We start from the raw sequence: 13,716 nt of genomic DNA on the forward strand, positions 1-13,716 counted from the left end.
GAAACGTCGGACAGTTGACCCGACCCGCGCCGCACGGCGGTCCGCCGACGAGCGCGCCGATGGGATCATGACGGGGGCGGTACCGTCCGTTTCCGCTCAGCAATCCACAGTGGAGGCAACCGTTGGGTGAGTCCCCGCCCCCCGCACCGACCGGCGGCAACAGCGACGACCGCCGGATCAGGACCCTCGCCGTGATCGGCGTGGCGGCGAACGTCCTCGGCGTGGTGACCGCGGTGGAGAGCTGGCTCAACCGGGACGTGCTGTTGTTCGCGCTCACCCTGACGGCGGTCCTGGTGCTCGGCGCGTTCTGGCTCTGGCGTCGGCGGACCCGCGTCGCGATCGCCCTGCTGGCACTCGGCTGCCTGCTGCTCGGCGGTGTCCTGGCGACCCAGCTCCGCGACCCGTCGACGCCGCCACCCACCGCCGGCGCACCGTCCACGTCACCGCCCGCCGCCGGAGGGCCGACGGGGGCCGCGACGCCGACCGCCAGCCCGGCCGCGCCGCCGACCCCCAGGGGTACGACGGACCCCGACGCGCCCCGCACCCTCGTCGTCCGGGACGTGGTGCTGCCCCGGGAGGCCGCCGTCGACGTCGACAAACCGGATCGGCCGGTCGTGCCGCACCACTCCGACGGGGCCACGGACGGGCTCGACCTCTACCACGACTGGGGCGATCTGCGTTCGGACAACATCCAGGTCGCCAACACGCCGAGCGTGTACCAGTACTCCGGCGGCAACCCCGACCAGGCGTACGCGGGATGCGTCGCGTCCGCCACCGGCTCGGCGCGGGCCTTGTTCACGCCCGGCGCCGACTGGTGCTTCCGTACCTCGGAGGGACGCCTCGGGTTCGCCACCATCACCAACGACAGCCGCGCGGACAAGGCGTTCGTGGTACGCGTCGTGGTGTGGGACGCCACGGGCGGTTGACGCTGCGCCGAGTCGTTTCCGCGAGCCCGCTTCTACCGATGAGCGGACGCTCGGTTCCCGGACTGGTGGGCGACGGTGACCCTGGCATCATCGGTGCGATGAGCGACTGGGAGCACTTCGTCCACGAGGTCCCGTGGTTCCTCGGTCCCGGCGAGAGTGCCGTCGTGGGTGAGGCGCAGCTGTGGAACCGCGGATCGATCGGCGGCTTGCCTGAACTCTCTGCGCTGCTCGCCTCGACGACCCTCACCCCCGTCTCCGTCGGAGGTGACGCCTACGAGTTGCTGGCATGGGGATCATCGGACGATCGACGGGGATGGCTCTGCCGCCCGCCCCACGACGTGGACAGCGACTCCGTCCATCGGACTCACAAGAACTTCTGGAAGCTCTGCGGCGGGATCGTCGAACGGTTCCACGAGCCCGACACCTGGTGGAACAACCAGAACGAGGTGCTTACGGTTAGCGCGAGGCACGTCCGAGTCGCCGATGTGCTCACCGACTACGCATGGCTATGGGACGACGACGACCTCGAACTCTCAATCAACCCCGACGAGTACTACGCCGTCGCCGTGGAGGCCAACGGGAATCTGACGCTGGCGCATCGCGACGACGGCCGGCTCCTTCTCTTCGCACCAGACCACGCTTTCGCGAATGTCACGCCGTTGACCGGCTCCCCGCCGTACTCGCTACTCACGATCGATCATGTGCCCAACCTCGCGGCCTGGATAGAGGTATGCGCCTCGGCCTGGCGATAGCAGTTGACCGACGAGCATCCGCATCTGCCGCCACGAGCGCGCTGCCCGGAGCCCGCAGATCCCACCAGAGTTTCCCAAGGACCAAATCGTCAGGCACGCCGGCATCCTGTCATGCCGCCGACCGTGCGCGCTGGTGCGGAGCGTCCGTCACCCCTGATAGCTGTCGGAGGTCGTGCCTATCTGCAGCATGTGGCGGCGGCATCGGGTGGCCGGGGCCGTGGCGGCCGACAATCTGTCCGAGGTCGCGGCAGCGGTGGCCCCTGCTGGCCCCTTTGCGGATGCGTACGCTCAGCTTGAAATGACACACTCCAGGAGTGGAAAGCCTTCAGTGCGCGTCGTGCGGGAACGAGTTGAGCGTTCCGCTGCGGCTGGTCGAGCTGCCCGCCGGACCGCACTGGTCGCTGCTGGACCACCACCATGTGAACCCTCCGCGGCTCCAACCCGGCACCTATGCGATCGACGCGACCGCCTACGGCCGTGATCAGGTCGTCAACACGTTCCTGCTCTCGCCCGGCGACGTCCGTGGCACACGATTCGTCCACGACCTCGTTCAGGTCGGCTGCTGGTCCCTCGTGGGATGGAACCCTTGCGTAGCCTGCGAGAAGTGCGGCGCCTTGGTCGCTTCTCGGACCGACGACTGCGATGTGGCCCAGGAGACGCGCTTTAATCCACTTATGGTCGTCCTGACGACCTGCGACGATAAGGCGGGCATCATCCCAGACCCATTCGCGTTGATCGCTGACTGGGACAACGAAGCGCTCGACACCAGACGATACGGCTGGGTGCCCAAACCCGTCCGGCAGCGGCCGGAGCTTACGGCCACTCGCTGGAGCGGCCGAGATGTGAAATCGGATCTCTACCGGGACGACCCACCTGCCTGACCAGGCGGCCGGGATCGGTCTCCCAAGCGGCATACGGTATCTGCCGGCCCCTAGAGAGGGGCTATCGGACTCATCGCCGAGTCGCCACCTGCGCACTCATCTGCCGCGAAGTGCGTGGGTCTTGAGGCTCGGGCTATCCGTCAGCGGATTCCCACACATGCTCGAACGCATCCCGTGCGACGACGAACGGGCTCCAGTCTTCTTCAGGATCATCCAGGCTCGCCTGCCCGAGGCCGCCGTACCGGTCTTCCTCATGTCCAGGCCCGTACCGGAGGACTGGGCCATGGTCGTACACCTGGACCTGCCGAACCGGCCAACCGTCGTCATCCACCTCGAAGTACCAGACCGAGTGCCCCCAACCGTCGAACTCGTCGCCGCGCGATTCGTCCCAGTGGCGACGGTAGAAGCGACCAACCATGTCCGTAAGCGTAGATCCACTCGCGCGCGGATCTGCCGCAGGTCGCGTGCTGCTCCAGGGACCGGTGTCGGGAACCGGCGACAGTGGCCCACTTCGCTCGTGAACGCGACGGTGGCAGTCGGCCGGCTCTCGGAGATCCTGGAATCTCTCGCGGCGCAGGGCTTCGACGCCCGACCGCTGGTGGTCGATTCGCCGGCTTCGCCGGGGAAGGTCGATGCGGTAGAGGGCCAACTGGGATGCAAGCTGCCGACGTCGTTGCGCCACTGGAGTCGGGAGCGGCGCGGGCGACACGGCAAGCGACCATGAGAGGGTGACCCACGCCGTATCGTCTTCCTTGGCTGCTGTGATCGACCTCATCGATGGATACATGCATCGAGTGCTGAAGGGCAGAGAAGACCCGGTGGGGGTCATCGGGGACCTGATGTATGCGCTGATCGACCTGCCCCCCGCCCACGTCGGCCGCTTGTACAACATCTACGGGGACTTGTCGGACATTGTCGACGGCTACCCGTTCGACTACGGCGATGGCACCGAGATGATCGCCCAACGGGAGATTCGTGACGCTGCGTGGGACTGGTTGACCACTGCGCGCAATGCCGAGGGAATTAAGACCTACGTCGACCAGTGGGTTGCGAAAATTGCAGCGTTACCGAAGACCGAAGGAGGACGGCCGTTCCGCCACCCCTCGGCTCAGTGACGTACGGTACCGGCACCGTGCGTACGGCAGGCCGACCTCCAGGTGCAGTGCCCGGACCAACGCAGGGCGTCCCCACATGCCGCTGACACGCGCGGCGTCGCGGGGTCGGCGTCGCTCGCGCCGATGAGTTGCCAGAGTCCGTCGTCGGCGTCGTGGCTGACGTACTAGCGGCACGGACGGAGCGGGCAGGTAGGCGGCGACGCGTCGCTGGGTGCTGGCGCGCGCCACCTACCTGTTCGTCCGCGCCATGGGCCGGTCAGCGGGACGGCAGCGGCGGGTGACCCGATGATCGTTGGCTGCTCAGCCGCAAACGGCACGTCGTGTCGTGTCGCTCAGCGACCAACGATCGCGGGCTCCGGCGTCGGGCGGCGGGTCGTAGTGCCGGCGAAGGGGATATCCGGGAGGTCCACGGGCTGGGCGTCGGGGCGTTGCCACAGGCCGCGTTCGCGCAGGATCGGCAGGACGCCCTCGCCGAACCAGTACGCCTCCTCCAGGTGGGGGTAGCCGGAGAGGATGAACTCGTCGATGCCGAGCGCGTGGTACTCGGCGATCCGGTCGGCGATCTCGCGGTGGCTGCCGACGAGGGCGGTGCCGGCCCCTCCCCGTACCAGGCCGACCCCGGCCCACAGGTTGGGTGCGACCTCCAGGCTGTCGCGGGAGCCGCCGTGCAGGTCGAGCATCCGGCGCTGTCCCTCCGACTCGCTGCGGCGCAGCCCCTCCTGCACCGCCTTGATGTCGGCCTCGGCGATGCCGTTGAGCAGCCGGCGGGCCTGTGCCCACGCCTCGTCGGCGGTGTCGCGGGCGATGACGTGCAGCCGGATGCCGAAGCGCAACTCCCGGCCGGCGTCGGCGGCCAGGGCCCGTACCCGGTCGAGTTTCTCGGCGACCTGGGCCGGTGGCTCGCCCCAGGTGAGGTAGACGTCGCTGTGCCGTACGGCCACGGGCAGGGCGGCGGCGGACGAGCCACCGAAGTAGACCGGCGGCGTGGGGTCGGGCAGCCGGTGCAGTCGCGCCTGCTCGACGCGCAGGTGTTCGCCCGCGTGGTCGACGGTCTCGCCCCGCCACAGCGCGCGGACGATGTGCAGGAACTCATCCGTGCGCGCGTACCGGGCGTCCTTGTCCAGGAAGTCGCCGTACGCCCGCTGCTCGGTCGACTCGCCGCCGGTGACCACGTTGAGCAGCAGTCGGCCCCGGGACAGCCGCTGGAAGGTGGAGGCCATCTGCGCGGCCAGGGTGGGTGAGGTCAGGCCGGGCCGGAACGCCACCAGGAACTTGAGGCGTTCGGTGACCTCGGTGAGCATCGCGGTGCTGAGCCAGGCGTCCTCGCACCACGCGCCGGTCGGGGTGAGCGCCCCGACGAAGCCGAGTTGCTCGGCGGTGCGGGCGATCTGACCCAGGTAGGCCACGCTCGGCGGGCGGGCGCCTCCGGCCGTGCCGGTGGGTACGCCGTGTCCACCGCCGACGACGTCCCGGCTGTCGCCGTTGGTGGGCAGGAACCAGTGGAAGGTGAGGGTCATCGGGACTCTTTCCGTGTGTGCGCGTGGCGCTCCTGAGGGGTGGGACGAACCCGCCGACAGCCTACCGATAAAACCTATCGGGTTAGTAGGCTACCGCCCACGCCATCCCACGCCGGTCGACGCGGCCCGGCCCACCCGCTCGTCCAAGGAGCCGTCATGCGTACCCCCTCACCTGGTCATCCTCCGCGTCGCCGCCTGCTCACGGCGGCGATCACCGCCGTCGTCCTGCTCGCCACGGGCGGCGTGAGCGCCTGCGGCGGGTCGGCTGACGCCGGCGACGACGGGGGCAAGTTGCGGATCGGCTACCAGCGCTTCGGCGGGCTCAGCCTGGTCAAGGCGCGCGACGCGGCCCCCGGCGTCGAGTGGTCGCTGTTCGAGAGCGGGCCGGCGCTCACCGAGGCGCTCAAGGCCGGGTCGATCGACATCGGACAGGTGGGCGAGGCCCCGCCGGTCTTCGCCGCCGCCGGCAAGATCCCGTTCTCCATCATCGGCACCTCGGCGCCGATCCCGCAGGGTGAGGCCGTGCTCGTCAAGGCCGACAGTGGCTACCGCAGCTTCGCCGACCTCAAGGGCAAGACGGTCGCCCTCAACAAGGGCTCCAACGTGCACTGGCTGCTGGTCCGGCTGCTGGAGGCCAACAAGATGACGCTGCGCGACATCAACGTCAAGTACCTCAAGCCGGCCGAGGGACGGCCCGCCTTCGACAGCGGGCAGGTCGACGCGTGGGTGATCTGGGACCCGTACTTCGCCCTGGCCGAGCAGCCCGGCGTACGGGTGCTCGCCGACGCGACCGGCCTGGCCAGCAACCGCGAGTACGTGCTGGCCGCCCCCGACGCGGTCACCAAGCGCACGGACGACGTCCGGGCGTTCCTGCAGAAGTACCGCGAGGTGACCGACTGGGGCATCGCCAACCCGCAGGAGCGGGCCCGCGTCCTCGCGCCGGAGTTGAAGATCCCGGAGGACGTGACCAGTCGCGCCCTGGCTCGCAGCGCCAAGCCACTCGCCCCGGTCAGCCCGGCCATCGGCGACGAACTCCAGGCGATCACCGACAGCTTCATCGCGCTGGAGCTCATCCCGGGACCGGTCGACATCAGGAGCCGGGTGGACGACCGCTTCAGCGCGGTGTTCCAGTGAGTCGTACCCCTCTGCTCGACACGCCGCCGGAAGTCGCGGCCGAGGCGACGGCCGAAGCGCGCCCCCGACGGGCCCGGCGGTGGCGGCGGCTGGTCAGCCCGGTCGCGCTGGTGCTGAGCTGGGAGTTGGCGGCCCGGACCGGCGTGCTGGCGCCGGAGAAGCTGCCCGCGCCCAGCGACGTCCTCGCGACCGGCTGGCGACTGTCCCGCGACGGCACCCTCGCCGTGCACCTGGTGGACTCCCTCACCCGGGCCGGCGCGGGGCTGCTCATCGGCGGCGTGCTGGCGCTCGTGCTGGGCACGGTGGCCGGGCTGCTGCGCCTCGGCGACGACCTCGTCGACCCTCCGGTGCAGATGGCCCGTATGTTGCCGCACCTGGGCCTGGTCCCCCTGCTGATCATCTGGGTGGGCATCGGTGAGTCGTTGAAGATCAGCCTGGTGGCGCTCGGCGCGTTCTTCCCGGTCTACTTCAACACGTACGCCGGCATTCGGGACATCGACGAACGGCTGGTGGAGGCGGCCCGGGCCTGCGGGCTCGGGCCGGCCGCCCGGCTGCGGCACGTGGTGCTGCCCGGGGCGCTGCCGTCGCTCTTTCTCGGCCTGCGCCTCGCGATCGGCGCGGCCTGGCTCAGCCTCGTGGTCGGCGAGCAGGTCAACGCCCAGACCGGCATCGGCTTCCTGATGATGGAGGCGCGGGAGTTCAGCCAGACCGACGTGGTGGTCCTCGGCCTGCTCGTCTACGCGCTGCTCGGGCTGATATCCGACCTTGCCCTACGCGTGGCGGAGAGGAGGATGTTGACATGGCGACGCGGACTGCGAGCCACCTGATCGGCGCGACCCCGGTGCTGACCGCGACTGCGATCCGCCGGTCCTTCGGGCCGACGGTCGTGCTGGCCGGGGTCGACCTCAGCATCGCCCGGGGCGAGGTCGTGGCCCTGCTCGGCGGCAGCGGTTCAGGCAAGAGCACCCTCCTGCGCATCCTCGCCGGCCTGGACGGCGACGCCACCGGTGAGACCGTCGTGCACGGCACCGCCGCCGTGGTCTTCCAGGAGCACCGGCTCCTGCCCTGGAAGCGGGTGGCCGCGAACGTCGGGCTCGGGCTGACCGGCCCGGACACCGCCGGCCGCATCGAGCGGGCGTTGACCGAGGTCGGGTTGGCCGAGCGGCACCGGGCCTGGCCCGCCGAGCTGTCCGGCGGGCAGGCACAGCGGGTCGCCGTCGCCCGGGCGCTGGTCCGCGAACCGGACCTGCTGCTGCTCGACGAGCCGTTCGGCGCCCTCGACGCGCTCACCCGGCTGCGGATGCAGGTGCTGCTGCGCCGGCTGCGCGCCGAACACGGCTTCGCCGCCCTGCTCGTCACCCACGACGTGGAGGAGGCGCTGCTGCTCGCCGATCGGATCCTGCTCCTCGACGAGGGCCGCATCGCCGCGGACCTGCCCGTCGACCTGGCACCCACCCGCACGCCGGACGACCCGGGCTTCGGCGCGCTGCGCCGTCTCCTGCTCGACCGACTCGGCGTTCCCACCACCTGACGAAGCGGAGATGCGATGACCCGCTGGACGCCCGACCCCACCTTCTACCCGTCACCCCGCGAGGCGGCCACCGCGCCGGCCGAGAAGCTCGCCTACGTGGCGGCCTTCGACCGTACGGCCAGCCGCCCGGACGCCATCGTGGTGCTCGACACCGACCCGGACTCCGCCGACTACGGCCGGGTCGTCGGCTGGACCGACCTGCCGCACCTCGGCGACGAGCTGCACCACTTCGGCTGGAACGCGTGCAGCAGCGCGCTCTGCCCGACCGCCCCGCACCCGCACGTGGAGCGGCGCTACCTGATCGTGCCGGGCCTGCGCTCCTCGCGCATCCACGTGATCGACACCCAGCCTGACCCGCGTCAGCCGCAGGTCGTCAAGGTGATCGGCCCGGAGGAGCTGGCGAAACGGGCCGGCTACTCCCGGCCGCACACCGTGCACTGTGGCCCGGACGGCATCTACCTGTCGGCGCTCGGCGGCGCGGACGGCGAGGAGGGTCCGGGTGGCGTCGCGATCCTCGACCACACCACCTTCGAGGTACGCGGGGCGTGGGAGGCCGACCGGGGGCCGCAGTTCCTCGCGTACGACGTGTGGTGGCACCTCAACCAGGACGTGCTGGTCACCAGCGAGTGGGGCACCCCGTCGATGATCGAGGACGGCATCATCGGGGAGCTGCTGCTGGGCCGCCGCTACGGTCACGCCATCCACTTCTGGGATCTCGCCAAGCGCCGGCACGTGCAGCGGGTCGACCTGGGCGATCAGTACCAGATGCCGCTGGAGCTGCGCCCGGCGCACGATCCGACGAAGTCGTACGGGTTCGTCGGGGTGGTGATCAGCGTCGAGGACCTGTCCGCCTCGGTGTGGCTGTGGCACCGCGACGGAGACGCCTGGGCGGTCACCAAGGTGATCGACATCCCGGCCGAGCCGGCCGACCCGGCGGACCTGCCCGACCTGCTCAAGCCGTTCGGCGCGGTGCCACCACTGGTGACCGACATCGACCTCTCCGTCGACGACCGGTTCCTCTACGTGTCGTGCTGGGGCACCGGTGAGCTACGCCAGTACGACGTCAGCGACCCGCTGCACCCGGTGCAGACCGGCTCGGTGCACCTCGGCGGCATCGTGCGTCGTACCGCGCACCCGTCCGCCCCGGACGAGGCCCTCGCGGGCGGCCCGCAGATGGTGGAGGTCAGCCGGGACGGCCGGCGCGTCTACGTCAGCAACTCCCTCTACGGCGCGTGGGACGACCAGTTCTATCCCGACGGGGTGGGCGCGTGGCTGGCCAAGCTCGACGTGGACGTCGAAGCCGGCGGGCTCACCCCCGACGAACGGTTCTTCCCGCACGGTGACGAGTTCCGGGGGCTGCGCGTGCACCAGACGCGCCTACAGGGCGGGGACGCGTCCTCCGACTCGTACTGCTTCCCGTGACCGTCGCCACCTGGGCGACCCTCGCCGCGCTCGGCGCGTTCCACGGCCTGAACCCGGCGATGGGCTGGCTGTTCGCGGTGGCGCGGGGTCTTCAGGAGCGCAGCCGTTCGGCGCTGCTGCGGGCCCTGCCCCCGATCGCGGCGGGGCACCTGGCCTCGGTGGCGATCGTCGCCGCCCTGGTCACGTCGACCCGCTCGGTGACGGCGAGCACCGCCCTGGCGGTGGTGGGCGGCGTGCTGCTGGTCGGCTTCGGGCTGTGGCGGCTGCTCTCCGAGCGGCACTTTCGCTGGGCGGGCATGCGACTGTCGGCGGCACAGCTCGCCGGCTGGTCGTTCCTCATGTCGTCGGCGCACGGCGCGGGGTTGATGCTGCTGCCGGTGCTGGTGGCCGAGCCGCCTGCCGGGGGCCATTCGGGGCACCTGGCCGCCGCGCCGGTGGGCGCGCTGCCCGGGTTGGCCGCGGCGGGCGTGCACACCGTGGCGATGTTCGGCACGGCCCTGGTCGTGGCGGTGCTGGTCTACGAGGTGCTCGGGGTGGGGGTGCTACGCAAGGCGTGGTTCAACGTCGACCGGCTCTGGGCCGGCGTGCTGGTGGCGGCGGGGCTGGTGACGCTGATCCGGGCGTGAGGCGGACGCCGACACCCGGCCCCCGGTGCGAAACCCTGGGGCCGGGTGCCGCAGCGCCGTTACGGCGCTGGCGTCCGATCGGCTACCGATACGGGTCAGGCGCGCGCCTTCGCAGGCTGCTTCATGAAGTCCATGATCGCCTTGTTGACCTCGTCGGCGTGCGTCCACGGGATGCCGTGCGGCGCGCCCTTGAGCGTGACGAGCGTGCCGGTCGGCATCATCGGGCCGAGCCGCTGACCGGTCACCGGGTACGGCAGCACCCGGTCCTGGTCGCCCTGCACGATCAACACCGGAATGTTGATCTTCGGCAGGTCCGGCCGGAAGTCTTCCTGCCAGGCGTCCACACTGTCGTGGGTGGCCTTGGCGGAGGCCATCGCGCCGATCTGCCAGTGCGCCCGGTACGCCTCTTCGCTGACCCGCTTGCCCATGTTCTGGTCCGGGTTGAAGAACGCGTCGCAGAACGACGTCAGGTAGGCGAAGCGGTCCTTGATGATGGCGTCCTGGAAGCCCTTGAAGAGGTTCCGGTCGACGCCCTCGGGGTTGTCGTCCGCCTTGGCCAGCATCGGCTCGAGCGGGCTGAGCAGCACCGCCTTGCTGACCCGCTGGGAGCCGTAGTTGCCCAGGTAACGAACGACCTCACCGGTGCCCATCGAGTGACCCACCAGGGTCACGTCGTTGAGGTCCAGCTCGGTCATCAGCACGTCGAGGTCCGCCGCGAACGTGTTGTAGTCGTACCCGAACGCCGGCTGCGCCGAGTTGCCGTAACCGCGACGGTCGTAGGTGATCGTCCGGTATCCGGCGTTGAGCAGCGCCCTGGTCTCCTTCTCCCACGTTGCTCCGTTGAACGGGAAGCCGTGGATCAGCACCACGGGCTTACCGGAACCGTGGTCCTCGTAGTACAGGTCGATGGGTGCGGAGTTTTCCGTCCCCACGGTGATGAAAGGCATGTTTCGTCTCCTGCTCCGGTTTCGGGCTCTCGGACGCCCCGCGCTTTCCCGCCGGGTCCCCGGATATGCCGGCCGGCCGGCACGTCCCGTGGTAGCCGACGGCGAGCGGAGGAGGACACGGCCAGATCGGGGTGTGCCGATCGGGCCACCGCCGCCTAGCCTCAAGGCGTGAGCGCTTCCCCCCGGCTGCGGGCCGTCAGCGACCTGCACATCAGCTACGCGGAGAACCGCGCCTTCGTCCAGGACCTACGCCCGGACCACCCCGGCGACTGGCTGCTCGTGGCAGGTGACGTGGGCGAGAAGTTCGCCGACATCGAGTGGGCGCTTGAGCTGCTGAGCAGCCGCTTCGCGAAGGTCGTCTGGGCGCCGGGCAACCACGAGCTGTGGACGCCGCCCGGCGACCCCGAGCACCTGCGCGGCGAGACCCGCTACCGCGAACTGGTGGCGATGTGCCGCCGCCTGGGCGTCGTCACGCCCGAGGACCCGTACCCGGTCTGGGACGGCGAGGGCGGCCCGGCCACCATCGCCCCGCTCTTCGTGCTCTACGACTACACGTTCCGGGTGCCCCAGGCGAGCACCAAACAGGAGTCCCTCGACATCGCGTACGCGGCCGGCGTGGTCTGCACGGACGAGGCGCTGCTGCACCCCGACCCGTACCCGAGCCGCGAGGCCTGGTGCGATGCCCGCGTCACCGAGACCGAACGCCGGCTCGCCGAGCGCGACCCGGACCTGCCGACCGTGCTGGTCAACCACTACCCGCTGATGCGCGAACCCACCGACATCCTCTGGTTCCCGGAGTTCGCCCAGTGGTGCGGCACCGTCCGCACCCGCGACTGGCACCTGCGCTTCGGCGCGTCCACGATGGTCTACGGGCACCTGCACATCCCCCGCACGACCTTCTACGACGGCGTCCGCTTCGAGGAGGTCTCGCTCGGCTACCCCCGCGAGTGGCGGCGACGCGGCCCGGTCCCCAACCCGGTCCGCACCATCAACCCCGCCGACGACGTGCGCCGCCGCGAGTCCGTCACCGGGTAAGCCCGACCAGCGTCGCCAGCCGCGCCACGCCGGCCGGCGCCGGCTTCGCCCGCGCAAGATCGCCAATGAGGGTACGCGCCAGAGGCCGCCCCCGAACCTCACCCGGCGCGGCACTGTCCGCGTCGACCAGAGCGCGTGCCGCCCCACGCGCCCAAGGCCGCAGGTAGCCGTCGAGGCGACGTGTTCGGGACTGTTTCGCACAGCTCAGACCCTTCCCCGCATCACCAATCGCCGGCCAGGCTTACCGCCAGAACACCTACGCGGCGCGGTGCTCCGGAGCACCGCGCCGGGTTCTACCGCGACTCAGGACGTGTTTTCGGTGGTTGGTACCAGAGGGCAAGTTGGCTGCACACACTGACTGACCACGCGGCCGGATTACCACCGCCGTAGCCGGTCCATCCGCCCTTGATGACCCCGCCGCCTGAGCATCGACCGTCACCGACGGGTACGGCCCGGCACGGGCCGTACCCGAGCATGATCAACCCCCAGTTCTTACCGCTGTTCTTGGGCTGGAGACTGCGGGGCTCCGATCGCGTTGGGCAGGCCAGCGCGAGTGATGCAGGGAGGCTTTGTGGTAAAGGAAATATGGGGCCGGCTCCGCCGGTCAGCGGTGGCGATTGGGTTGATCGCCGCAGTTGCGACACCGGTCGTGGTTCTGCCGGCCAATCCGGCGAACGCCGCGTCCACGGTGGTGTGTGTCGGCGATGGTGTCAGCGGTCGCCGCGTCCAACTCGTCTACGTCCGCCCGACCGGCGGCACCAACCGCTATCCCGAGATGGATCCGAAGATCCAGGATTGGGCGACGAAGATCGACGCGGCATATCTGGAGGCCGCACAGCGTGGCGGCGGTGTACGCCACGTCATTTTCGTCCATTCTGTTGCCTGTAACCCGATTGTCGCCTACGTCGAGGTGCCGGCCAGCGAGATCAACAACCCCGAGAAGGTGGCCGCCGCGATGAAGGCTCGCGGCTACAACCGGACTGACCGGATCTACCTCACGTTCTACCAGGGCACCCACGAGTGCGGGTTGGGCTGGAACGACGCCGGTGACAGCGACAGCCCAGGCTCGGGCAGTCCCTACAACTCCGGGCCCGGCTGGGCGATGATCGACGAGGGCTGCTGGGCCTGGAACACCGCCGGGCACGAACTGCTGCACGCGATGGGTGCGGTCCAGGCGAGCGCACCGCACGCCACCCCGTTCGGGCACTGCTGGGACGACCAGGACATCCTCTGCTACGACGACGGCGGGCTGCCGTCGGGAGGCCTGAAAAACGAGTGCCCGACCGCGGTCGGCGACATCATCGACTGCAACAACGACGACTACTTCAACTACGCCCCGGCGGCCGGCACCTATCTGGCCAGCCACTGGAACGTCGCCAACAGCTACTACCTGACCGGCTTCGGACCAGGCGCCCCCATCTACACGGGGACCAAGACGGTCGCCACCGCCCGGGCCGGCGCCAATGCCTACGTGACGAAGTACCAGCTTCCGGACGGCCGGTGGACCCTCAAGGCCAAAGTCGTGACCAACACGAGCAGTCCGTTCTACTCCGCCGTCCTCGCCGTACGCACACCCTCCGGGGTGCGCTACATCCCGCCGTCGGGCGTTCCCCGAGGGGCCGCAGAGTACGTGACGGTAGAGGCGAACACCTCCATCGAGGTCAAGCTGTGCGAGGGCAACGCCGCAGCAAAAGGCGGCTGCACCGCAACCTGGTGGTGACAGGACCGCCGCCTCGGCGGCCACAGTCGGGATCCGTCGTCTGGGCCTAAGGCCAGCGGCGACGACACCAGAGAGCACGCCAGTGGCCCGGGTCGACAACGATCCGGGCC

15 protein-coding genes are annotated in these 13,716 nt (G+C 70.1%); 12 read left to right on the forward strand and 3 right to left on the reverse strand.

The annotated features are described in order from the left end of the window. Positions 1-122: 122 nt before the first annotated feature. The 3 genes from ACIA3K_RS02420 to ACIA3K_RS02430 all read left to right on the forward strand — a co-directional run bounded on the left by ACIA3K_RS02420 (position 123) and on the right by ACIA3K_RS02430 (position 2,559). On the forward strand, positions 123-926 hold the full coding sequence (locus tag ACIA3K_RS02420; protein ID WP_396798618.1) for a hypothetical protein: 804 nt from the start codon (positions 123-125) through the stop codon (positions 924-926). A 98-nt stretch (positions 927-1,024) separates the two neighbouring features. Next, entirely contained in the window at positions 1,025-1,678 is a 654-nt protein-coding gene (locus tag ACIA3K_RS02425; RefSeq protein WP_396798619.1) for a hypothetical protein, read from the forward strand. Between the two features lie 314 nt (positions 1,679-1,992). After that, on the forward strand, positions 1,993-2,559 hold the full coding sequence (locus ACIA3K_RS02430; RefSeq protein WP_396798622.1) for a hypothetical protein: 567 nt from the start codon (positions 1,993-1,995) through the stop codon (positions 2,557-2,559). Positions 2,560-2,692: 133 nt separating this feature from the next. Here the strand turns inward: ACIA3K_RS02430 and ACIA3K_RS02435 are convergent, their stop codons facing one another. Continuing rightward, positions 2,693-2,977, reverse strand: a complete 285-nt coding sequence (locus ACIA3K_RS02435; RefSeq protein ID WP_396798623.1) for a hypothetical protein — start codon at positions 2,975-2,977, stop codon at positions 2,693-2,695. A gap of 99 nt (positions 2,978-3,076) precedes the next feature. Between ACIA3K_RS02435 and ACIA3K_RS02440 the strand changes: the two genes are divergently transcribed. Further along, entirely contained in the window at positions 3,077-3,283 is a 207-nt protein-coding gene (locus ACIA3K_RS02440) for a hypothetical protein (protein WP_396798625.1), read from the forward strand. Positions 3,284-3,287: 4 nt separating this feature from the next. Further along, on the forward strand, positions 3,288-3,674 hold the full coding sequence (locus ACIA3K_RS02445; protein ID WP_396798627.1) for a hypothetical protein: 387 nt from the start codon (positions 3,288-3,290) through the stop codon (positions 3,672-3,674). A 332-nt stretch (positions 3,675-4,006) separates the two neighbouring features. On the opposite strand, the gene ACIA3K_RS02450 is transcribed toward ACIA3K_RS02445, so the two are convergent. Next, positions 4,007-5,191, reverse strand: coding sequence for an LLM class flavin-dependent oxidoreductase (locus tag ACIA3K_RS02450; RefSeq protein ID WP_396798628.1), 1,185 nt, complete (start codon positions 5,189-5,191; stop codon positions 4,007-4,009). 156 nt (positions 5,192-5,347) lie between these two features. Between ACIA3K_RS02450 and ACIA3K_RS02455 the strand changes: the two genes are divergently transcribed. The 5 genes from ACIA3K_RS02455 to ACIA3K_RS02475 are packed head-to-tail and all read left to right on the forward strand — an operon-like array spanning position 5,348 to position 9,904. Continuing rightward, positions 5,348-6,325, forward strand: coding sequence for an aliphatic sulfonate ABC transporter substrate-binding protein (locus ACIA3K_RS02455; RefSeq protein WP_396798629.1), 978 nt, complete (start codon positions 5,348-5,350; stop codon positions 6,323-6,325). After that, positions 6,322-7,152, forward strand: a complete 831-nt coding sequence (locus ACIA3K_RS02460; protein ID WP_396798631.1) for an ABC transporter permease — start codon at positions 6,322-6,324, stop codon at positions 7,150-7,152. Before ACIA3K_RS02455 ends, ACIA3K_RS02460 begins: the two co-directional genes overlap by 4 nt. Continuing rightward, the gene (locus tag ACIA3K_RS02465; protein WP_396798632.1) at positions 7,125-7,856 is read left to right on the forward strand and encodes an ABC transporter ATP-binding protein; all 732 of its coding nucleotides are present in this window, start codon (positions 7,125-7,127) and stop codon (positions 7,854-7,856) included. Before ACIA3K_RS02460 ends, ACIA3K_RS02465 begins: the two co-directional genes overlap by 28 nt. A 15-nt stretch (positions 7,857-7,871) precedes the next feature. Then, positions 7,872-9,278, forward strand: a complete 1,407-nt coding sequence (locus ACIA3K_RS02470; RefSeq protein ID WP_396798634.1) for a selenium-binding family protein — start codon at positions 7,872-7,874, stop codon at positions 9,276-9,278. Further along, on the forward strand, positions 9,275-9,904 hold the full coding sequence (locus ACIA3K_RS02475; protein ID WP_396798635.1) for a hypothetical protein: 630 nt from the start codon (positions 9,275-9,277) through the stop codon (positions 9,902-9,904). Before ACIA3K_RS02470 ends, ACIA3K_RS02475 begins: the two co-directional genes overlap by 4 nt. 95 nt (positions 9,905-9,999) lie before the next feature. On the opposite strand, the gene ACIA3K_RS02480 is transcribed toward ACIA3K_RS02475, so the two are convergent. Then, positions 10,000-10,851, reverse strand: a complete 852-nt coding sequence (locus ACIA3K_RS02480; protein WP_396798637.1) for an alpha/beta fold hydrolase — start codon at positions 10,849-10,851, stop codon at positions 10,000-10,002. A gap of 168 nt (positions 10,852-11,019) precedes the next feature. Here ACIA3K_RS02480 and ACIA3K_RS02485 point away from each other — a divergent pair, with 168 nt between their 5' ends. Continuing rightward, entirely contained in the window at positions 11,020-11,886 is an 867-nt protein-coding gene (locus tag ACIA3K_RS02485) for a metallophosphoesterase family protein (RefSeq protein WP_396798638.1), read from the forward strand. A 553-nt stretch (positions 11,887-12,439) separates the two neighbouring features. Then, positions 12,440-13,606, forward strand: a complete 1,167-nt coding sequence (locus ACIA3K_RS02490) for a hypothetical protein (RefSeq protein ID WP_396798640.1) — start codon at positions 12,440-12,442, stop codon at positions 13,604-13,606. The last annotated feature ends 110 nt before the right edge of the window (positions 13,607-13,716 follow it).

Origin of the sequence: Micromonospora sp. NPDC051543, from assembly GCF_044454415.1 — a bacterium.
In the GTDB taxonomy this organism is placed as follows: Bacteria; Actinomycetota; Actinomycetes; order Mycobacteriales; family Micromonosporaceae; genus Micromonospora.